Here is a 21,496-nt window from a genome sequence, read left to right as displayed (position 1 = left end):
ATATAACTTTGCCAAAAATCTATATTTTTACGGCAAAGTTATGCCAAATTTTATAGCAGCCCCGTATATTATTGCGCTAATTATTCCAGCAAAAAAGCCAGCTACCATATCATCGCCCATTACGCCAAGGCCACCTTTTACATTGCGGTCGATCCTGCCTATTATCGAAGGCTTTTTGATATCAAGCACTCTAAAAAGCACAAGCGAGAGTATGAGTTGAGAGATTGTAGCTCCGCTAATGGCAATAGCAAGCCAAACTCCAGCAACTTCGTCTATAACGATAAAACTTTCGTCATGAGAATTTACCTTTTTTTCAAAATCATCAATAACGCTAATGCTTACCAAAAATAGCAAAATACTAGCTAGAAAAAGCGTGGTTGATGATAAAAAATAAAGCACAAAATAAGCTACCACAGCACCAGCGATAGAACCCCAAGTACCAGGTGCTTTTGGCAAAAGCCCAAATCCAAAAAATGTTAAAAATAGTTTTTGCATAAATTTCCTTAAGTCATCGATGATGTTTGATAAAGCTTCATAAGCTCTTCGTAAAAATCGCGGTCAGTTTTGTTTTCAAGTAGCCCTGAATTTACAAAAAGGTCATCGCAAAGCTTTTGCACGTCTTTGAATCGATTTGTAAAGAGTTTGCTTAAAACCAGTGCAGAAATTTCTGGCCTCACAAGAATGGCTGGTGGCATAATGCCGTTAAATAGCAGCTCTTTGATAACATCTGGATGATATTTGATCTGATGATGTTGTCCGTGCGGACAACTTTTAGTGCTAACTAGCGTCTTGCATTTGTTGCAATAAACTAGCTCTGGCAGTACGATTACCTCTAAATTTAGGTCGTTTTTATAAATATCAAGAATCGTATGAGCTTCATTGTGATCAAAAAACATTCCAATTCCTGAGTGGTTTTGTCCGATGACTAGCTTATTTGCTCCAAATCTTGAAGCAGCGATGCACTCAAGTGTTGGGTTTGCATGTGAGCTAAAAAGAGTCGTATTTTTTAGAGCAAAGACAAAGACCTTTTTTATCGGTAAATAATTTTGTATAAAATAATCTAGCACTTGCTTTCTAATCTCGTAATCAACGTGCTTTTCTTCGCGTGTTCGTATTAAAAAAATGATTACTAAATCAGCTTTGTCAATAGTCATTCTAACAAGGCGCTCGTGAGCTCTATTAAATGGATCGGCCGTTAAAAAGACAGCCGTTATCTTTTTGGCGCCATCTTCTTTTATTAGATCATTTAGTGCGTTTTTGCTTATTTGCATACTTTCATCATAAAGCTCAAATTCGCCACTAATACCGTATTTGCCTAAATTTAGCTCTTTATCATTGCTGGCTTCGTTTGCTAAAAATATATTTTTAGCTCTCATGCTCTCGTCAAATTTAAAAACCTTAGCAACATTGATGTGTCCAACGATCTTACCATCAAGATTTAGATTTACCTTTTGTCCAGGAACAAGCTTGCTAGCAATATTTTGATTTAGCTCGCCAAATGGAGCAAATCCAAAAGAATACGGCATCGGCTCGCCATTAAAATAGCCTTTTTTGCTCACCTCTTTTATCTGTTCATCGTCCATCAGCGAGTCATAATCTGAGAGAATTTTATTTTTTATTAGCTCCAAAGCACCAAAAACTTCGGTATTGATTGAAATTTCGCTATTTTTTCTTGCTGACGTCATATTTCTTTCTCTTTTCCCAAAGTGATTTTCTAGAAATTCCAAGCTTCTTGCTAAGTTCTGTATCAGGGAATTTATCTTGATAATTAACGATTATGTATTTTATGTATTCATCGATCGTAACGATCTCATCGATATTGAAATTTTTATCGCGTCCTGAAAGCTCAAGCTCGTCAAATGGTGCTTTTTGTGCAAAATCGTTAGTTGAGATCGCAACCTTTTTCTTTTTGCAAATTTCTAAAATTTTCTCTTTTTCTTCTTGTTTTAGCTCCTCTAAATTTGTCATATAGATTAGCTCATCACCATTTTTGGCTAGTGCCTTTTCAAGCTCAGAGAAACAGGCTTTGCCTAAAAATAAAAATGGTAATTTGCAAGCTTTTACGTAGCTAAATATAAATTTATCGCTGTATCCGCTTTTGCTTGATTTTAAAAGAAGTGGAAATTTTATCTTTTTTGCCTCAAAGCTAGAAATTTCATACTCTTTTAAAGTGTAATTTACGTAGCTTTCATAGTTTTTGATCTCGTTTTTGAAATTTCTAAATTCCTCAAAATGCTTTATCTTTCTAACTAGCTCTTCTATCATAAATGGCTTTTGGATGTAATCAACCGCACCTGCTTGGATCGGTTTTAGCACAGTGTCGCTATTGATATAAGCGATTAATAAAATGATGATAGAGCTTTTAAATTTTTCGATAACAGGGTAAAAATCCTGTCCTGGAAGTGTGGTAGAAAGTAACACTACATCAAAATTTTCAAACTTCAATGCCTCTTTTACGCTTTTAGCGATCTCGCAGTCGTAGCCAAAATCAGCTAGTTTACTAGCCATCGAGCCAGCTAGGTAAATTTCATTTTCTACTATTAAAATTTTCATATTTGCTTCCAGTTGTAAAATTTAAGGCTTGCACTTGCCATTACGGCGATCCCTTCGCATCTGCCAACAAAGCCAAGCCCTTCAGTAGTAGTCGCTTTTACATTTATGCGGCTCTGGCTTAATTTTAGAGCTTTTGCGATATTTGCCTCCATTTTTGACTTTAGCTTTGAAATTTTTGGTTTTTGCGCCATTATCGTAATATCAGCGTTTGTTAGCACAAAGCCCACGCTTTGCACCCTTTTGTAAGCTTCCTCAAGCAAGTAAATGGAGCTAATATCTTTAAATTTAGCATCCGTATCAGGAAAAAGCTCACCTATATCGCCAAGTCCAGCAGCTCCCAAGATAGCGTCAGTTAGTGCATGAAGCGCCACGTCGCCATCGCTGTGAGCTTTTAGCCCAAACTCATAGTCGATCTTCTCACCACAAAGAACCAAAGGACGACCCTTTTCAAACTCATGCACGTCAAAGCCGTTTCCCACAAAGACTTCAATTTCTGGCTCTTTTAAAGCAGAAATTTTAGCAAGATCCTCTTTGTAAGTGATCTTTCTTGCCATCTCATCGCCTAAAATTTGCCAAACGCTTGCGCCAATGGCTCTCATAGCTGAGCTATCATCTGTGTAAATTTCACTGCTGCTAAGAGCTTTTTTAAGAAGTGCTGTGCGAGAGAGTTGCGGTGTTTGGATAAGCTTTATCTTATCTCTATCAACCACATTTTCGCCAAGATAAGCAGTGTCTGCGATCTTTAGCGCTGGAACTACACAATCAGCCTGACTCGCTGCCTCTATAATCTTGTGAAAAAGTTCGCTTGAGATACAAGGGCGAGCGATGTCGCTAACTAAGACAAATTCGCTATTTACTAGCTCAAGTGCGTTTTTTAGGCTATCTTGCCTGGTTTCGCCGCCATCAACAAATTTATAATTTGGAGCAAATTTTGACATATATTTGCACTCTTTGCTAACGACAATTATCTCTTTGAATGTGTAAAAGTTACTCAAATTTTTAGTAGCAAATAGCCAAAGTGGATCACTTCCTATTCGAAGCCATTGCTTCTTTACTGGTAGCTCAAAACGGCTAGAATTTCCTGCTCCAAGCATTATAAGTGATATATCAAGCAAGATAACTCCTTTGAAAATTGTTACAGAATTATACATCTCAAAACTTCAAAATTTCTTTTTAAAAAAGTAAATTTTTAAAAGCTTATTTAGTTAGTTTAAATCAAAAAAGGACTAAAATGAGGTTTTTAAAAATCAAAAAAGGCCTTATATGAGAGATAAGACGCAGATGTATTATGCTAGGCGCGGCGAGATAACGCAAGAGATGAGCTATGTGGCAAGGATCGAAGGGCTTAGTGAAAATTTGGTGATGGATGAGGTTGCAAAAGGTAGCATCATCATCCCATCAAATATAAATCATAAAAATTTAAAACCAATGGGCATAGGCAGAAAGCTAAAGACAAAGGTCAATGCAAATATCGGCAACTCAAGCTTAAGCAGCGACATTTGTGCTGAACTTAGAAAGCTTGAAACCTGCCTAGAATTTGGCGCTGATACGGTTATGGATCTAAGTACGGACGGCGATTTAGACGCTATTAGAAGTGCGATCATTGAGTATTCAAGCGTGCCAATTGGCACAGTACCTATGTATGAAATTTTAAAAGAGGCAAAAGAGGTTACCAATATCACAAATGAACTCATTTTAGAGATACTTGAAAAGCAAGCGAAGCAAGGAGTTAGTTACTTTACGATACACGCTGGATTTTTGCGTGAGTTTTTGCCACTTGTTAAAAAGCGTAAAATGGGCATAGTAAGCCGCGGTGGCAGTTTAAGCGCAAGCTACATGTCAAAGCTAAATAGACAAAATCCATTTTATGAAATTTTTGATGAAATTTTAGAAATTTGCGCTAAACACGATGTCTCACTCTCGCTTGGCGACGGCCTTCGTCCAGGATGTCTTTATGACGCAACAGACGAGGCACAGCTTAGCGAGCTAAAGGTGCTTGGAGAGCTTACGCTTCGTGCGTGGGAAAAAGATGTGCAAGTGATGATAGAAGGCCCTGGTCATGTGCCATTAAATCAAATTGAGTATAATATGAAAATCGAACAAGAGCTCTGCCATGATGCCCCATTTTACGTGCTTGGACCGCTTGTCTCAGACATAGGTGCAGGATACGATCACATCACCTCGGCGATTGGTGGCACGATGGCGGCATATCACGGTGCTAGCATGCTTTGCTACGTGACGCAAAAAGAGCACCTTGGCTTGCCAAATGAAAATGACGTAAGAGAGGGCATCGTAGCTCACAAGATAGCAGCTCATGCCGCAGACGTCGCGCTTGGCAAAGCTGGAGCTATCGAAAAAGATCATGCGATGAGTGATGCAAGATACGCATTTGATTGGAACAAGCAGTTTGAGCTTAGCTTTGATCCAAAAAAGGCTAGAGAGCTTCACGATGAGAGCTTGCCAGAAGACACGTTTAAGAGCGCTCATTTTTGTTCGATGTGCGGACCAAAATTTTGTGCATATAAAATTTCAAAAGATCTAGAAAAAGGAGAAAAATGTTAAATAAAGAAGAGGTCTTAAATAGGCTAAAAGGTGTTATATATCCTGGTTTTGAAAAAGATATAGTTAGCTTTGGCTTTGTAAAAAATGTAGAAATCGGCGATAAAATTTTAATCGAGGTCGAGATCGTTAGCTCAAATCCCGATGTGGCAAACGAGCTAAAAACGGATATCAAACGTGTCATGGGCTCAAATGAATATGTGCTAAATTTGATCCAGCCAAAGATACCTGAGGAGAAAAGTAACACTCAAAGTGGTAAAAATATTGCACCACAAGTTAAAAATTTCGTAATGGTAAGCTCAGGTAAAGGTGGTGTTGGTAAATCAACTACAACTCTAAATTTAGCCATCTCAATGGCAAAACTAGGCAAAAAGGTTGGAATTTTGGATGCTGACATCTACGGACCAAATATCCCAAGAATGCTTGGCGAAGTAAATACCCAGCCACAAGTCGTTGGTAACAAGCTAAAACCGATACTTAGCCACGGAGTTGAGATGATGAGTATGGGCGTTTTGATGGAAGAGGGCATGAGCCTCATCTGGCGTGGCTCGATGATAATGAAAGCGATCGAGCAGCTGCTAAAAGACGTGCTTTGGAGCGAACTTGATGTCTTGTTTCTCGACATGCCTCCAGGAACGGGCGACGCGCAGCTAACTCTAGCTCAAAGCGTGCCGGTAACGGCAGGTGTCTGCGTCACAACGCCACAAGTGGTAGCGCTTGACGATAGCAAGCGTGCACTTGATATGTTTGAGAAGCTCCACATCCCAATCGCTGGTGTAATCGAAAATATGAGTGGTTTCATCTGCCCAGATAATGGCAAAGAGTACGATATCTTTGGAAAAGGTACAACTGAAGAGGTAGCAAAAGCTTACAACACACAAATTTTAGCTGAAATCCCTATCGAGCCAGCTGTTCGTGTGGGCGGCGATAATGGTAAGCCAGTTAGCTTTTACGAGCCAAACTCAGTCACTGCAAAACGCTACGAGAGTGCGGCTGCTAGACTTTGGGAAGTGATAGAAAATATAAATAGTGATGGCGGAGCTGATAACTCAGCAATCCAGCCCGTAAATGACGGCAAGAGTGCTTGCTCGAAGTAAAATTTACAAAAGATAAAATTTAGAGCAAATTTTAAAATTTGTTCGTTTAAAGTTGGCTACCAAAATCTAGCTTTGCTTAATGCTTGGCTTAAATTTTGGAGCCAAAATGCAATCATTTAAATTTAATAGGAGAAAACATGAAAGCGATCGTAACTGTAGTCGGAAAAGATAGAGTCGGCATCGTTGCTGGCGTCTCAGCAAAGCTTAGCGAGCTAGGGCTAAACATAGATGATATCTCGCAGACTATTTTAGATGAGTTTTTTACGATGATGGCGGTGGTTTCAAGTGATGAAAATAAAGACTTTACGGCCTTAAGAGCAGAACTTAACGAGCTTGGAGAGAGCCTAAAAGTAAAGATAAATATCCAAAGTTCTGCTATCTTTGATGCGATGCATACAATCTAAGGAAAAACAATGGACATCAAAAACGTAACCGAAACGATCTCGATGATCGAAGAGCAAAATTTTGATATCAGAACGATCACGATGGGCATTAGTTTGCTTGACTGCATCGATCCTGATATAAACAAAGCTTACGACAAAATTTACGCAAAAATCACTACTAAAGCCAAAGACCTAGTCAAAGTGGGCAATGAAATTTCTGCTGAGCTAGGCATACCAATCGTCAATAAAAGAGTAAGCGTGACGCCTATCTCGATAATCGGCGCCGCAACGGACGCAAAAGACTACGTGATGATCGCAAAGACGCTTGATAGAGCGGCTATTGAGGTTGGTATTGATTTTATAGGTGGTTTTTCAGCTTTAGTTCAAAAGGGATATCAAAAGGGCGATGAAATTTTGATACATTCTATCCCGCAAGCACTTTCCCAGACTTCAAAAGTATGTGCAAGTGTCAATGTCGGCTCAACGAAAACTGGCATAAATATGAGCGCGGTACGTGATATGGGACGCATCATAAAAGAGACAGCGGCAGCTTCGGAGATGGGGTGCGCGAAGCTTGTCGTTTTTGCAAACGCAGTCGAAGATAATCCTTTCATGGCTGGTGCATTTCACGGCGTGGGCGAGGCTGATGTGGTGATAAATGTCGGCGTTTCTGGCCCAGGTGTGGTAAAAAGAGCCCTTGAAAAGGTGCGTGGCGAGAGCTTTGACGTGGTAGCTGAGACTGTGAAAAAGACGGCATTTAAGATCACGCGTATCGGCCAGCTAGTTGGCCAGATGGCGAGTGAGCGCCTTGGGGTTAAATTTGGTATCGTCGATCTCTCTCTTGCTCCGACGCCTGCTGTGGGCGACTCGGTAGCTCGTGTGCTTGAAGAGATGGGGCTTGAGGCTGTTGGTACGCACGGAACGACTGCGGCACTTGCTTTGTTAAATGACGCAGTAAAAAAAGGTGGTGTCATGGCGTGCAATCAAGTGGGCGGCTTAAGCGGTGCATTTATCCCGGTCTCAGAAGATGAAGGCATGATAGCTGCGGTGCGCGCGGGATCGCTAAATTTAGAAAAGCTTGAAGCGATGACCGCGATATGCTCGGTTGGTCTTGATATGATTGCTATACCTGCTGACACACCAAGCGAGAGCATAGCTGCGATGATCGCTGATGAGGCGGCTATCGGCGTTATAAATCAAAAAACAACAGCCGTTCGTATCATACCATTAGGCCGTGAGGGCGATATGATCGAGTTTGGCGGCCTTTTAGGAAGAGCACCTGTGATGAAGATAAACAAAGCCTCAAGCGCCGACTTCATCGCTCGTGGCGGACAAATTCCAGCTCCAATTCATAGTTTTAAAAACTAATCTTCGAAGTCCGCTTTAAATTTGCGGACTTTTTCTTAAATTTATCCTAATCTTTTCAACTGCTTTTAGTTAAAATAATAAAAATTTTAAACCAAGGAACTAAAATGAAAATTTTATCACTGCTTACGGCGCTACTTTTTGGAGCGGTATGTGGCTTTGCAAATGATGGTAAAGTAAGAAGTATCGACATCTACGTCACGCCTTACTACTCAGCAAATGCTGGCAAGGTGGAGTACGTCAAGGTCTATGACAAGATAGATGAGCTTTTAAAAAGTGGTAAAGAAGAGGACTTTAAAAAGGCTGAAAAGATCGTGCAAGACGCCCCACAAATGGTCTCTCCGATAACTCTTTTTGTCCTTTCAGCTCGCGCATACGATCTTGGACTTCGCGATGATGCGGTATTTTGGTTTTATGCGGCAAAAAATCGCGCGATTTTGCTAAGAGGTGTTATAGACATGGAGGGCGAGAAATTTACTGACGTGGTGGCCGCGATAGGGGCGTTTATGAAGCTTGTTGGCGACGTGGTCAATCCTTATACATTTTGCGATATCAAAAAGCAACAAGAGATCGCTGATAAAGCGCTTGAATGGACTAAGAAAAATGCTTATGAAGCGATGTTCTCGCCAGAATTTAGCTCACCTCACGAAGATAGAAAAGCAGCCCTTGCAAAAGGCATAGAAAAGCTAGAAGCCCGCAATAAAAAAGAGAAAGATTACTTTTTAGATAAAGATAATCTTGCTAACTTTAAAGCTATGCGCAAGCAAAATGGCACTGATGAGAAATTTTGCTTCTAAATAGCGAGAAAAACTGAAAATTTGCTTGTAAATTTAGCTTTTGCTTTATACTAAAAGGGCAAATTTACAAGCTATTTCTATTTTAAATCACGAAAAATTTACTTAAATTTCGCTTTTTTTCGTAAGAGTAGCAAAATCACAAAAAATGAGAATAAAAAATGACTTTGAAATTTGGCGAGCTTGAAAAAGTTGCAACAGATGATGGCTTTATTTGGTACGCGGAGACGTGGCTAAAAAGTGAAATCTTTGATCAGGTGCCATTTTGCCTTGTTAGCACAGATGGGGCAGACGTGGATGATGAGACTACTTTGCTAGCAGAGCGCATCGCCAGCGATATCGATTGGTACGTAAAAGAGGCGCTTATTTTTTTACGAGATGAGCTTAGGCGAGGGTGCTTTTTGAGCAAGGACGAGCTTAGAGCGCTAGATGTACCAGTTTGCGACCTGCCCTTTAGCTCGCCACAATGCACCTTTTATGCGCACGATAAGCAGTGGCTGATGAGATTTGCTGAGGGTGCGCTTGATATCTGCGAGCCTTATGGTATTGGGGTGATTTTTGAAGGTGAAAAGCCACTTTGTTTAGAAAATTTAGAGCTTAGTAGTGAGTGCTAAACGCGGATAAATTTTGCTTTTAAACGGTGAGATAAATTTAGTTGCTGTTTTAGGTTTTTAGCCCAAAACAGCAAAAATTTGCATTTATGCGTTGCAGCAGCAATAATCACTTGGATCTTTTTCTTTTGTGATCCTAGCTCTTAGGTCGTGACGGATGATCTCTATCGACCAAAACCATATCATGTGGCCGACAAATTCAGATACATGCTCGTACCAAGGAAGTGTCCAAAGTGGTGGAGTAAGCCCCAAAATAGGTAGTGTGATCACGTGAACAGCGATATTTACGATAACGCCAACTAGTAAGCCTTGCCATATTGTAATCTTTGGAAATTTCTCAGCCAAAACACAATAAGCCACCGCAAAAACGATCGAAAACAATATATGTGTCATCATTACGTAGTTAAATGCATGCCCTGCAAACTCGTAAATAGCGGCATTTGGATCGGCTACGCCCAAATAATCCCTTAAAAATACATAAGGCGGATTTAAGAAATTTCTAGAGCAATCGATCGCATCGGCTGCTCTAATGGCACTCTCTGGTCCGCAAGCAGCGTTAAACATATCCATCGGACTTCTTGGAGGAAGTGGAAATTCCGCTCCCCATTTGACAAAAGCTGAGACAACGCCAGCGATAAGGCCGATTAGCGCAGCCAGAGCAAATCTAGGTTTTGTTACTAAATTTGACATTTAAACTCCTTCTTTAAATTTGCAAAATCTTATTGCAATTTACTTTATGATAAGATTAATCATTATTAAAAATATAAAAATATTTAAAAATTTTAATGGACTTAAAATCATAAAATTTTTAGCCATTTTTGGCTAGACTAAGAAAAAAATTTAAAGGAGAATAGATGTCTAAAGAGTTTAAAGATGCAAATGAATTTAAGGAATTTTTTGAAGAATTTAGAAAAAAAGATGGTTACAAAGATCCGCTTGCTTTTGGTATCGCTAGGATCGATCGCGGACAAAAAAATACAGACAAAATTTTGCAAGCGACATTCGCTGTTGTAAATTACAAAGAGAGCTTTTTAAGCGCAGCTGCTTATATCTATGCCTTGCAAAAATGTGATGTTAAGGTTGATTTTAACGGCTCTGAATTTGTAGCCGATCTTACGCCAAAAGTGGTAAAAAAAGCTAGCAAGCTCTTTAGCGTCTTTGAAAAAGAGATAAGCTCTCATAAAAATGTACAAAATTTGCATGCTGTAAAAATGGCATTTGATGACGATCTTGAACTAAATGAGAATAAATTTAAGCTTGTGTTTTTGTTTGATGATGCAAAACCACTTAGCGTGGAGGCTGTTTATCTCAAGCTTTACTTGATCTCACTTGGCAAGGTCGCACCTAGGACGATCGTGCTTGATGGAGCTTTTGGTGTGTTACCAAATGTTGCATGGACTAGCCAAAATACACCAATCGAGCTTGAATGGCTAAGAGAAAATGAAATTTCTCTAAAGATATTTGGCGAATATCCAGCGATCGTTAGCGTCGATAAATTCCCAAGATTTTTAAGCCATATCATCCCAGCTGATAACACGAGAATTTTAGACTCAGCTAAGGTTCGCATGGGCGCTGCCGTGTATCCTGGCACAGTCGTTATGCCTGGTGCTGCTTACATCAACTTTAACGCAGGTACAACTGGTGGCGTAATGGTTGAAGGCAGAGTCAGCAGCTCTGTCGTAGTTGGCGAGGGTAGCGACGTAGGTGGCGGAGCTAGCATACTTGGCGTGCTAAGTGGCACAAACGGGAACCCTGTAAGCATTGGCAAACACTGCTTGCTTGGTGCAAACTCAGTCACAGGCGTGCCTCTTGGTGATAACTGCATCGTAGATGCTGGTATAGCAGTGCTTGAGGGCACAAAGGTCTATATCTCTGCCAGCGAGCGCGAAAAGTTAGCTAAGCTAAATCCAGAGTTTAAATTTGAAGCTGAAATTTATAAGGCACTTGAGCTTGGCGGGCTAAATGGACTTCATTTTAGACAAAATAGCCAAACAGGCCAGATCACTGCAAGTGCGAGCAAAAGGGCGATCAAGCTAAATGAGGCACTTCATTAAAAGGAGCTAGCATGAAAGTTGGCATTTTGATGTTTGACAAGCTAAATCTACTAAGCTTTGCCAAAATTTATGATTTTTTACATAAATTTGAGAATTTTAATATCAAGACTTACGCACTAAAGCCTGAGATAATCGATGAATTTGGCGTCAGGCTTCATCCAGAAATTTATGCTGAAAGCCTTTATGGTGTGGATATCTTAGTCGTGCCAGATGGCGTTGGAGCACTTGGATTAAGATACGATGAGATATTTTTAAGCTGGGTTAAAAGCTCAGCGAGTGCGAAATTTAAGATAGGTTTTGATCTTGGCGTGCTTATCCTTGGTGGGGCTGGATTTTTAGAAGACAGAGAGGCTTGTATAAGAGGCGGATACAAAAACGCACTTAGTGACTACTGCGATGTTAATGATGCCAAGATGTGTGAAAGTAGAGGTGTCATAAGTGTTAGTGAATTCGATGATAGAATAAAAGAACAGCTGGCAACGATACTAGGTAAAGATAAATTTTAAGAGTTTTGAGCTTTAAATTTTTTGTTCAGTTGGCTAGATAAAGGCTTTTTGTTAAATATCTCCTTTATCCTTAGAAGAGAAGATACCAACAAGATCGACAACATCTACTTTTTGATTTTTAATATCGCACATCATCTAAAAATACTCCAGTGCGATATCCTTATTCTTTTTACTTAACTCATTAAGTTTTTTAGTCACATCAAAAATGATATCTATGCCACCATTTTTTATTGTCATAGTAAAGTATAAAATTTTTAAACTAAGGCTAGATAAATTTTAGACGGGCTGCGATCTTGCAAGAACAGAATTTTATAAAATCTAATGCAAAATATCAAATAAAATTTAACTAGCCAGTGTTTGCTGGCCAGTTAAATTATTCGACAGTTACGCTTTTTGCAAGATTCCTTGGCATATCGACGTTGTTGCCAAGTCTAACGGAAATTTCAAGTGCAAGTAGCTGAAGCACTAGCATCATCTCGAAAAATTCGCTCATATAGTGATCTTGAACGCTTGTTTTTACGTAGTCATCGCTTAGTTCAAACTCAAGTGGGCTTATCGCTAGTATGTAAGCATCTCTTGCGGCAAGCTCTTCGACATTGCTCTTTGTCTTTTCGTATAACAAATTTTGAGGCATTAAAGCGATCGTAAATAGCTTCTCGTCCGCAAGTGCGATAGGTCCGTGCTTCATCTCGCCTGATGGATAGCCCTCGGCATGAAGATAAGAGATTTCTTTAAGCTTTAACGCGCCTTCTAATGCTAGCGGATAGAAGATATCTCTACCGATAAAGAAGAAGCCATGACCGTGCAAATAATGCTTGCTTAGGCGGTGAAGCTTCTCTTGAAGAGAGTTATTGATATTTAAAATTTGTGGGATGTGAAGAAGCGTTTTGATCTCGTGATCAAGCTCTTTTTTGCTGATAGAATTTTTAGCTGCCGCCATTTGAAGCACAAGCATCCAAAGTACGATGATCTGCGTTGCAAAGGCCTTTGTGCTTGCCACACCTTTTTCGATGCCAGCACGAGTTAGAAGCGTATTGTCAGCTAGTCTAACGATAGATGAGTTATCGACGTTGCAAATCGCAAGCGTTCTAAGCCCAGCCTCTTTAGCTATCCTAAGTGCTTCAAGAGTGTCGGCTGTCTCGCCACTTTGTGAGATGACGATGAAGAGTGAGTTTTTGTTTAGATAAGGCTTTCTATATCTAAATTCGCTTGCTACTTCGACCTTTGTTCTAACTTTAGCAAGCCTTTCAAAAAGGTAGCTTGCAACAAGCGCTGCATGGTAGCTCGTACCGCACGCACAAAGTACGACATCATCGATACTTTTTAGATATTCATCGTCTAAATTTTCAAGGGTGACTTTGTGGTTTTTGACTCTGCCCATGATGGTTTCAGATACGACCGCACCTTGCTCGTAAATTTCTTTCTCCATGAAAAATGTATATCCCTCTTTTTGGGCATAACTTTTATCTTTTGGCAAGGCGTTAAATGTTATGCTCGCCTTTTTGCCGTGTTTAAAGACTGCGATCTCGTCCAAGCTCACGTAGCCGTAATTATTGTCATCAAGATATGCAACTTCAGTTGCGTTACCGATAAGTGGGGCATCTGATGAGGCAAAATATAGCTCTTTTTCATTGCTCTTTCCTATCGCCATAGGAGCGGCATCTTTTGCAAAAAATATCTTATCAGGTGCAGTTTTGGTGATAAGTAGCGTCGCGTATGCACCTCTTAGCTTTGCGATAGTTGCCTCATAAGCTTTAAATGGGTCTTTTTTCTCTTTTAAAATTTCTTCAAAAAGGTGCACGATCACCTCAGTATCGGTTTGGCTGACAAATTTTACGCCCTTTGCTTCAAGCTCATCTTTAAGCTCTTTGTAGTTTTCGATTATGCCATTGTGAACGACAAATGAGTGCTCGCCAAGGTGTGGGTGAGCGTTTATCTCGGTTGGTTTGCCGTGCGTCGCCCAGCGTGTGTGGCCTATCGCCACACCAAAGCCAGTTGATGTGAAGTCCTTTGTCTTTAGGGCTAAATTTTCAAGCTTGCCGACCGCCTTAAAAAAATCAATCTTGCCATCACTCATCACAGCCATGCCAGCGCTGTCATATCCACGATACTCAAGCTCTTTTAGGCCGCTTAAAATGACCTCTTTTTTCTCTTTATCTCCGATGTATCCTACGATTCCACACATTTTTTACTCACTTATTAATAAATTTAATATCTCTTCGCCTTTACTCTCAAGTCGCTCGTTTTTCTCGATCAAAAAGAGATTTCTTGTTCTATTTTTGACCGTTTGGATTCTAGCACTCGTGACTTGAAAATGAAGCCTATCAAAAACACTCATCACATAAGCCATTAGTCCGCGCTGATCTTTTGCGTTGATGCTAAGTTTGGCGTAATCTTTTGAGTGATTTAGCTCGAAGTTTATCTCATCTTTGTTAATGTTTGGTTTCAAAGGCTCTTTTAAAACCTCACTATTTAGGGATTTTAGAGCTAAATTTTTAGTATTTTCAAGCTCCTCTTTTTTAACATTTTGGTTAAAATCAAGCCTGATATAAAATTTTTTCTCAAATAGCTCAAAAATTTCCATGTATGCAAGGTCAAATTTAGCAAATTCATAGAGCAGGGCACTTAAATTTAGACTCTTTTTTGTATAGATCTGAATGCTTAAATTTTTAGAGTTATTTATAAAAATTTCTGTCGCATCTAAGCTATCTGCGACCTTGCTTAAATTTATGATCTCACTCGCACTATATTTTATAAAGACAAGATTTGATGTGATTTTAAAAATTTTCTCTTGCAAGCTTAGTTCAAGCGCCAAAAACTCGCTATTTCGTTTTACAGACTGCTCTTTTTTTACGCGTCTTGTCGCTTCATCTAGTAAATTTTCATCGTTAAATGCACTAAGAGAAATTTCATAAAGTTCTCTTAAAAGCTTTGCAGTATAGGCGTTATAGAGCCTCTCGTTTGTCGCATTTATCACGCAGTAGCTAAGGATGTAAAGCAGTTTTAAAACCTGCTTGTCGCCAAGCTTTGAGATGAAGGCAAATATAACGCGTTGGGAATAAATGTCCTCTCTGTTTGAGACATTACTCATTAGCGTGTGGTATTTTATCAAGATGACGCCGATATTTACGGCCTTTTGGCTTAAATTTAGCTTGTTTGCGTAGGCTCTAAAGATATTAGCGCCGATATTTGCGTGATCTTTGCCAAGCCCCTTGCCAACGTCGTGCATTAAAGTCACGATCTTTAGCATCGTCTTGCCCTCCAAGCAAAGCTCGGTATAGAGATTTTTTATAAATTTATCTTTTATATTTTCAAGAAATTTTACACTTAAAATACTATGCTCATCGACCGTAAATTCGTGATAGCCATCGTACTGAGCTAGCTGACTGATGTGCTCCATTGGTTTTATTAAAATTTGTATCATTTGCGCATCAAGCAATGACTTTAAAATTGCGTAGGAATTTTTTCTTAAAAATATCTTCTTAAACTCGCTGATAGCGCGCTCTAAGCCACTTTTTGTGATAATGGCTCGCTTGATGTAAAAGATCGCGCTTATATCAAATTTATAATCCACATCTTTTAGCTCCAAAAGCTTGGTTATTAGATTTTCAATGAGAGCTGGCTTTTTATGAAGCGGTACGTAAATAACGCCATTTATCTCGTAAAAGCCATTTTTTAGCCTTGCAAATTTTCTCTGATCAAAATTTAGCTCACTTTTAAAAAATGGCCTGCAAAGAGAAGCGACGATAAACCTTGAATAAATGGCGATATTATTCATTGAACTTAGCATCTTTTGGCTGATGACGCTTTCGTTATCTTGAAGCTTTTTAGACTTTGTCTGCATGAAATTTGTCGTGATCTCAACGCTTGAAGCGCTAAAAGTATCAGAATTTTGCGTTAAATTTAAGGTGGTTAGTAGGCTTAGTAAAAAGTCCACATTTAGGTTAAAGCTAGCGATCTCTTTTTCGTTCATCACTTTTAGGGCTTGTGATCTAACTGAAATATCGCTATCTAGGCAGTTTAGTATGCAGTTTAAGCGGTAAATTTCATCGATCCCGCCAAAGCCACTTTTTAAATTTGGCTCTTGGGCTAGGTAGCTGATGCTAGAAAACGGCAAAAATGCCTTTAAATGGTAGTTTAAAAAGGCTTTTTTATCAAATTCTTTTAATTTTATGATCTCACTTTTTACTAGGCGGTATAGACTTTTTGAACCACAGATATATCGGACTTGCGATGTTTCGCTTTTAAATTTGAGATCGTCTTTGTAATTTGTAAAAATTTCATCTAACTCAACGCTTTTTATATAAAAATTTATTCCAGAGCTACTTAAAATTTCGCTAAATTCTTTTAAGAAATTCTTTATGTTATAGCCTTTTAAATTTTTATAAACTAGTAAAATTTCAAGCTCACTATTTGCGCTAAGTAAGGTTTGGGCGTATTTTCCAGTAGCTAAAACACTAAAGGCAAAGCTGTCATTTTGCGGCACAAAATCATCAAAAAATTCTCGCATAGTTTCATTTAAATAAGATTTTATAAAATCATCATATTCTTTGGCTAAAAAATTTGCAAAATTTCTACCCTGATTTTTTTGAAAATGTTTTGGTAAATTTGCCTTAAAATCAAGAAATTTCTCTTTGATCTTTGAATAATTATCGCTATTTTTGGTACTTTTATCGGCCAGCATTTAGTGTTTCCATTGTTAAAAATATCTTGGCAAATGTTACATAATTTTTGCAAAAACAAAGCTTTATTTGCCTATAATAAAGCCTTAAGTTCAGCTTTAGGACGATAAAGATAATGAATCTATTACAAAAACTAGAAAGTGGTGAGAGATTAAGCAAGCAAGAGGCTTTTTCACTTTATGAGCTTGATCTTTTTACCTTGGCTAAATTTGCCGACAAAAAGCGCAGAAAACTGCACGGCAACAAGGTCTTTTTTAATGTAAATCGCCACATAAACCCAACAAATATCTGTGCTGATATCTGTAAATTTTGTGCATTTTCGGCTCACAGAAAAAATCCAAATCCATACTTAATGAGCCACGAAGAAATTTTAAAGATCGTTGATGATAGCGTAAGTCACGGCGTAAAAGAGATACACATCGTATCAGCTCACAACGCAAAAAGTGGCTGGCAGTGGTACTTAGAAATTTTTAAAAAGATAAAGGCAGCTCATCCAGAGCTTCACGTAAAGGCGATGACGGCAGCTGAGATCGACTTTTTATCAAGGCATTATGGCTTAAGCTACGATGAGGTGATAGAAAAGATGCTCGAATACGGCGTCGATAGCATGCCAGGCGGCGGGGCTGAAATTTTTGATGAAGAGGTCAGGGCTAAAATTTGCAAAGGCAAAGTAAGTAGCGAAAACTGGCTCAAAATCCATAAAATGTGGCATGATCACGGCAAACAAAGCAACGCAACAATGCTTTTTGGTCACATAGAAAGCCGCGATAACAGGATCGATCACATGTTAAGGATTAGGGACTTGCAAGACGAAACTGGCGGTTTTAACGCATTTATACCGCTAGTTTATCAAAGAGAAAATAACTACCTAAAAGATGTTAAATTTTTAGGATCAGCTGAAATTTTAAAGACTCTGGCTATCTCACGTCTTGTGCTTGATAATGTCCCACATATCAAAGCTTACTGGGCTACTTCGACGCTAAATTTGGCGATGATCGCTCAGGAATTTGGCGCTGATGATCTTGATGGCACGATAGAAAAAGAGAGCATCCAAAGTGCAGCTGGCGCAAATAGCGCGAACGGCGTTACGCTAAAGACATTTTGCGATCTCATAAAAACATCTGGTTTTACGCCGGTTGAGCGTGATAGCTTATATAACGAACTTAAAATTTACTAAAGGAGCTTGGGGTGAAATTTTTTGACTTAGCACAAAACAAAACGAGTGTGAAGCAGGAATTTGGAGCGGGACTTACGACGTTTTTGGCGATGATGTATATCGTGCCGGTAAATGCGATCATTATGAGCAAAACTGGCATGCCTTATGAGGCACTAATCACTGCAACTGCGCTAATTACCATATTTTCTACGATATTAAATGGTCTTTGGGCGAACACGCCAGTTGCGATGAGCGTTGGTATGGGGCTTAATGCTTATTTTACATTTGGCCTTTGCATAGGTATGAAAGTGCCTTGGCAAACGGCTCTTGGTGTTGTTTTCTTAAGTGGCGTGATATTTGTCGTCTTATCTTTTACAAATTTTAGGATGTGGATAATTAGATCCATCCCGCTTGACCTACGAAGAGCGATAAGCGCTGGCATAGGTACCTTTATCAGCTTTGTCGCGTTTCAGCAAATGGGCTTTATCGTAAATAGCGACGCAGTTTTGGTTGGTATAGGAAATTTCAAAGATCCAAACGTACTTCTTGGCGTTTTGGGATTATTTTTAGTTATTTGCTTTTGGGCGTGGAAGATAAAGGGCGCGTTTATCCTAGCTGTGCTTGCTACTTCAGTGATAGCTTGGGTGCTTGGCATCGCTCCTCATCCAACAGAAATTTTCTCAACTCCAGCCTCTATCTCTCCGATATTTTTAGAGCTTGATATAAAAGGCGCGCTTAGTCTAGCCTTGCTGCCAGTTGTTATCACCTTTTTTGTGACTGATCTTTTTGACTCGATAGGCACACTAGCTGGTGTAGGTACGAGGGCTGGAATTTTTGATGAAAACAAAAAAGATGGCGTCGTAAAACTTGAAAAAACTCTTGAAGCTGACGCTATTGCTACGGCAGCTGGCTCACTTGTAGGCGTAAGTACGACTACATCGTTTGTAGAGAGTGCTAGCGGCGTAGAAGAGGGCGGTAGGACTGGTCTAACAGCTGTATTTTGCGGACTTTTGTTTATACTTACGCTCTTTATGTTGCCACTTTTTAAAGCAATCCCTGGCAATGCCATTTATCCGATCCTTGTGATGGTTGGCGTGCTTATGTTTGCTGAGCTTGCTAGTATAAATTTTAAAGACCCAGCCATTGCGGTTGCGACATTTTTCATAGTTGTGCTCATACCACTTACTTACTCAATCACAAACGGCCTTGCATTTGGCTTTATGTCATACGTCATAGTTAAGCTCATAAAGAGAGAATTTAGCGATATAAATTTAGGTGTAGTCGTGCTAGCGCTCATTAGTTTTATCGTATTTTTAGTGCACTGATAAGGATGAAAGATGATATTTTATAGCTACGATGAATTTGCTGTTGATACTAAAAAGATGGCAAAACAGATAAAAGATGAGTTTGATCCAGAGGTGATACTAGCTGTGGCAAGAGGTGGTCTAACGCTTGGCCACTCGCTAGCTGTTGCGCTTAATAATAGAAATTTATTTACCTTAAATTCTATCCATTATGAAGATACAAACAAGCTTGATACGATTAATATCTTTAACATACCAGATCTTAGCAAATACACTAAAATTTTGCTCGTCGATGACATCATCGATAGTGGCGAGAGCATGGTCGAGATAAAAAGGGAACTGCTTAAGCGTTATCCAAATTTAGATATAAAAATAGCGACCGTCTTTTATAAAGAGAAGGCTCTGCTTTTGCCAGAATTTAAGGTAAAAGAGGCTCACGATTGGATTGAGTTTTTTTGGGATATACATATTTAAGGAAAATTTTTGCTAGATAAATTTAGAGAATTTGTTGGACATCACGTCGCCTTTAGCGTATTTTTGATATGTTTGATTGATTGTATATTTTTACTTTATACGGCAAATTCTCTTAGTATAAGTTATAGTGAAGCTGAAATTTTTTTTAACAAACAAAATTTTCTTAGCCATGTTTTAAACTTAAGCGTTCAAATTTTTGGTCAAACAGATATTGCTCTAAGATCTCTGATGATCGCTTTTCATGTAATAAGTGTCGTTTTAATGTATAAGATAAGCAAATTTTACATTAAATTAGAGTTTGACAGACTTATTGCGGTATTGCTTTTTATCTTGCTTCCTGGCACGCTAGCTTCAGCTCTTATTGTCAATAATGCTGGGCTTTGCGTTATGCTGGCGCTCCTATGTATATACTTTTTTCATGTTAAAAATAAAATTTTATTTGTAGCATTTTTTTGTCTTTCTTTTTTTATAGATGGCGATTTTTTGATATTTTACGTAGGATTTTTTATATTTGCACTTTACAAAAGAAGGCCTACGCTTGCTTGGCTAAGTGCTATTTTATTTTTACTCACGCTTTACTTTTTTGGTTTTGATACAAATGGTAGGCCAAGTGGGCACTTTATCGATACTTTTGGTATCTTTGCCGCTGTTTTTTCGCCGTTTATTTTCATCTTTTTTGTCTATACGATTTATAGAATTTGGGTTAAGGAAAAGAAGGATCTTTTGTGGTTTATCGCCATTTGCTCATTTTGCTTTTGTATGATAGTCTCAGTGCGCCAAAGGCTGGAACTTGAGCAGTTTTTACCATTTTGCGTGATCGCAACGCCACTTATGGTAAGAATTTTTTTTAATTCGTATCGCGTAAGATTGCCAAAATTTAGAAAAGGCTATAAAATTTGCACGACCTTAGTGATGCTTTTTTTAGCCTTAAACTGGTCGATGATCGTATTTAATCAAATTTTTTACCTATTTTTAGATAACCCAACAAAGCATTTTGTATATAAATTTGATGTTGTAAAAGAGCTTGCAGCTAAATTAAAAGAAGCGGAAATTAAGGATTTATACACTGACAATAAAAAGCTTGCATTAAGACTTAAATTTTATGGTATAGATGTAAGAGATGAGTCTAAAAATTTATTAGTAAGCGCCGATCTAGATGGAAAATCAAAATTTTGCATAGAAAAAATGGGAAAAGTAATCGCAAATTTTGATGTAAGAGGTAGGTAGATGCATAAAAACAAGGGTTTTACTGTTATAGAGCTTATCTTTGTAATCATTGCCGTTGGCATACTTGCAGCAATGATCATACCAAGGCTAGAAATAAACGGAGCCAGAGAGGCAGCTACACAGATGCTAACGCATATAAGGTACGCCCAACACCTTGCCATGCAAGATGATAAATTTGTACATTCTGAAAATGAAAAATTTTGGTTTAAAATGAGATGGGGGATAGCTATTAATGATACTAGTTTGCAAGAGTGCTCTGTAGATGAGCCTGGGGTTAAATCTTGGAAATATAGTATTTTTTATGATAAAAGAGGTAGTGGTAATAAATTTAGTGGTAATTTAAATTCCAAAGAAGAGGTTGCCATCGATACACAAAAATCAAACAAATTCTTAAGTGCGGGCTGGAGAGGTATTCCTCAATCCTATTGTAATAAAATTAATATAGATTTAAATATCGAGAAAAAATATGGCATAAAATCAGTTAAATTTATTGGTAGTTGTGGAAAAGGTAAGACGCAAACCATTGATTTTGACGAATTAGGTAGGCCCATGAAAGTGGTAAGTGTTACTAACAATAAAGGAGCAAAAAGACCTTATTCAAGACTATTAAAAGGTGATTGTAAGATAGTTTTAACAGATAAAAATAATAATGTAGCCTCTATAAATATAGAAAAAAGAAGTGGATACGCATATATAAACTAAGCCCTATAAATCCATAATAAAAATACATA

General features: G+C 38.6%; 20 protein-coding genes. 13 read left to right on the top strand and 7 right to left on the bottom strand.

The window, feature by feature from the left end:
* Positions 1–27: 27 nt before the first annotated feature.
* From A3223_RS04405 to A3223_RS04390, 4 genes are read right to left on the bottom strand one after another with little or no spacing between them, the layout of a single operon-like run.
* Positions 28–495 carry a phosphatidylglycerophosphatase A family protein gene (locus tag A3223_RS04405; protein ID WP_084109307.1) on the bottom strand — a complete coding sequence of 156 codons (468 nt, stop codon included), beginning with the start codon at positions 493–495 and terminating at the stop codon, positions 28–30.
* Between the two features lie 8 nt (positions 496–503).
* Positions 504–1,685 (bottom strand): sulfate adenylyltransferase, encoded by a 1,182-nt coding sequence (locus A3223_RS04400; RefSeq protein ID WP_084109306.1) that lies wholly within the window; start codon positions 1,683–1,685, stop codon positions 504–506.
* On the bottom strand, positions 1,663–2,553 hold the full coding sequence (locus A3223_RS04395) for a response regulator (protein ID WP_084109305.1): 891 nt from the start codon (positions 2,551–2,553) through the stop codon (positions 1,663–1,665). Before A3223_RS04395 ends, A3223_RS04400 begins: the two co-directional genes overlap by 23 nt.
* Positions 2,550–3,668: a bifunctional 2-C-methyl-D-erythritol 4-phosphate cytidylyltransferase/2-C-methyl-D-erythritol 2,4-cyclodiphosphate synthase gene (locus tag A3223_RS04390; protein ID WP_084109304.1), complete on the bottom strand. Its 1,119-nt coding sequence runs from the start codon at positions 3,666–3,668 to the stop codon at positions 2,550–2,552. The genes A3223_RS04395 and A3223_RS04390 overlap by 4 nt, the downstream gene beginning before the upstream one ends.
* A gap of 148 nt (positions 3,669–3,816) precedes the next feature.
* On the opposite strand from A3223_RS04390, the gene thiC reads away from it, so the two are divergent.
* The 6 genes from thiC to A3223_RS04360 all read left to right on the top strand — a co-directional run bounded on the left by thiC (position 3,817) and on the right by A3223_RS04360 (position 9,365).
* Positions 3,817–5,115: a phosphomethylpyrimidine synthase ThiC gene (gene thiC, locus A3223_RS04385; RefSeq protein ID WP_084109303.1), complete on the top strand. Its 1,299-nt coding sequence runs from the start codon at positions 3,817–3,819 to the stop codon at positions 5,113–5,115.
* Positions 5,109–6,209: an Mrp/NBP35 family ATP-binding protein gene (locus A3223_RS04380; protein ID WP_084109302.1), complete on the top strand. Its 1,101-nt coding sequence runs from the start codon at positions 5,109–5,111 to the stop codon at positions 6,207–6,209. The genes thiC and A3223_RS04380 overlap by 7 nt, the downstream gene beginning before the upstream one ends.
* 137 nt (positions 6,210–6,346) lie before the next feature.
* A complete protein-coding gene (locus A3223_RS04375; protein ID WP_021091480.1) occupies positions 6,347–6,613 on the top strand; it encodes an ACT domain-containing protein in 267 nt (88 codons plus the stop codon).
* A gap of 9 nt (positions 6,614–6,622) precedes the next feature.
* Positions 6,623–7,960, top strand: coding sequence for a PFL family protein (locus A3223_RS04370; protein WP_084109301.1), 1,338 nt, complete (start codon positions 6,623–6,625; stop codon positions 7,958–7,960).
* A gap of 104 nt (positions 7,961–8,064) precedes the next feature.
* On the top strand, positions 8,065–8,754 hold the full coding sequence (locus tag A3223_RS04365; protein WP_084109300.1) for a cytochrome-c oxidase: 690 nt from the start codon (positions 8,065–8,067) through the stop codon (positions 8,752–8,754).
* A gap of 158 nt (positions 8,755–8,912) precedes the next feature.
* On the top strand, positions 8,913–9,365 hold the full coding sequence (locus tag A3223_RS04360; RefSeq protein WP_084109299.1) for a hypothetical protein: 453 nt from the start codon (positions 8,913–8,915) through the stop codon (positions 9,363–9,365).
* A gap of 84 nt (positions 9,366–9,449) precedes the next feature.
* On the opposite strand, the gene A3223_RS04355 is transcribed toward A3223_RS04360, so the two are convergent.
* The gene (locus tag A3223_RS04355) at positions 9,450–10,052 is read right to left on the bottom strand and encodes a YagU family protein (RefSeq protein WP_084109298.1); all 603 of its coding nucleotides are present in this window, start codon (positions 10,050–10,052) and stop codon (positions 9,450–9,452) included.
* Positions 10,053–10,216: 164 nt separating this feature from the next.
* On the opposite strand from A3223_RS04355, the gene A3223_RS04350 reads away from it, so the two are divergent.
* Entirely contained in the window at positions 10,217–11,416 is a 1,200-nt protein-coding gene (locus tag A3223_RS04350) for a 2,3,4,5-tetrahydropyridine-2,6-carboxylate N-succinyltransferase (RefSeq protein WP_084109297.1), read from the top strand.
* A gap of 11 nt (positions 11,417–11,427) precedes the next feature.
* Entirely contained in the window at positions 11,428–11,922 is a 495-nt protein-coding gene (locus tag A3223_RS04345; protein ID WP_084109296.1) for a hypothetical protein, read from the top strand.
* Between the two features lie 373 nt (positions 11,923–12,295).
* On the opposite strand, the gene glmS is transcribed toward A3223_RS04345, so the two are convergent.
* Both glmS and A3223_RS04335 read right to left on the bottom strand, forming a co-directional pair.
* Positions 12,296–14,107 carry a glutamine--fructose-6-phosphate transaminase (isomerizing) gene (gene glmS / locus A3223_RS04340; RefSeq protein ID WP_084109295.1) on the bottom strand — a complete coding sequence of 604 codons (1,812 nt, stop codon included), beginning with the start codon at positions 14,105–14,107 and terminating at the stop codon, positions 12,296–12,298.
* A 3-nt stretch (positions 14,108–14,110) separates the two neighbouring features.
* The gene (locus tag A3223_RS04335) at positions 14,111–16,606 is read right to left on the bottom strand and encodes an HD domain-containing protein (RefSeq protein WP_084109294.1); all 2,496 of its coding nucleotides are present in this window, start codon (positions 16,604–16,606) and stop codon (positions 14,111–14,113) included.
* 110 nt (positions 16,607–16,716) lie between these two features.
* Here A3223_RS04335 and mqnE point away from each other — a divergent pair, with 110 nt between their 5' ends.
* From mqnE to A3223_RS04310, 5 genes are read left to right on the top strand one after another with little or no spacing between them, the layout of a single operon-like run.
* Positions 16,717–17,781 carry an aminofutalosine synthase MqnE gene (mqnE, locus tag A3223_RS04330; protein WP_141081795.1) on the top strand — a complete coding sequence of 355 codons (1,065 nt, stop codon included), beginning with the start codon at positions 16,717–16,719 and terminating at the stop codon, positions 17,779–17,781.
* 11 nt (positions 17,782–17,792) lie between these two features.
* Positions 17,793–19,085, top strand: a complete 1,293-nt coding sequence (locus A3223_RS04325) for an NCS2 family permease (protein ID WP_072594681.1) — start codon at positions 17,793–17,795, stop codon at positions 19,083–19,085.
* Between the two features lie 12 nt (positions 19,086–19,097).
* A complete protein-coding gene (locus A3223_RS04320) occupies positions 19,098–19,538 on the top strand; it encodes a phosphoribosyltransferase (RefSeq protein WP_084109292.1) in 441 nt (146 codons plus the stop codon).
* Positions 19,539–19,547: 9 nt separating this feature from the next.
* Complete coding sequence (locus A3223_RS04315) at positions 19,548–20,765, top strand: glycosyltransferase family 39 protein (protein ID WP_084109291.1); 1,218 nt, start codon at positions 19,548–19,550, stop codon at positions 20,763–20,765.
* On the top strand, positions 20,766–21,467 hold the full coding sequence (locus A3223_RS04310) for a pilus assembly FimT family protein (protein ID WP_084109290.1): 702 nt from the start codon (positions 20,766–20,768) through the stop codon (positions 21,465–21,467).
* The last annotated feature ends 29 nt before the right edge of the window (positions 21,468–21,496 follow it).

Origin of the sequence: Campylobacter concisus (assembly GCF_002092855.1) — a bacterium.
Lineage (GTDB): Bacteria > Campylobacterota > Campylobacteria > Campylobacterales > Campylobacteraceae > Campylobacter_A > Campylobacter_A concisus_AI.
This window is presented reverse-complemented; position numbering and strand designations above follow the sequence as displayed.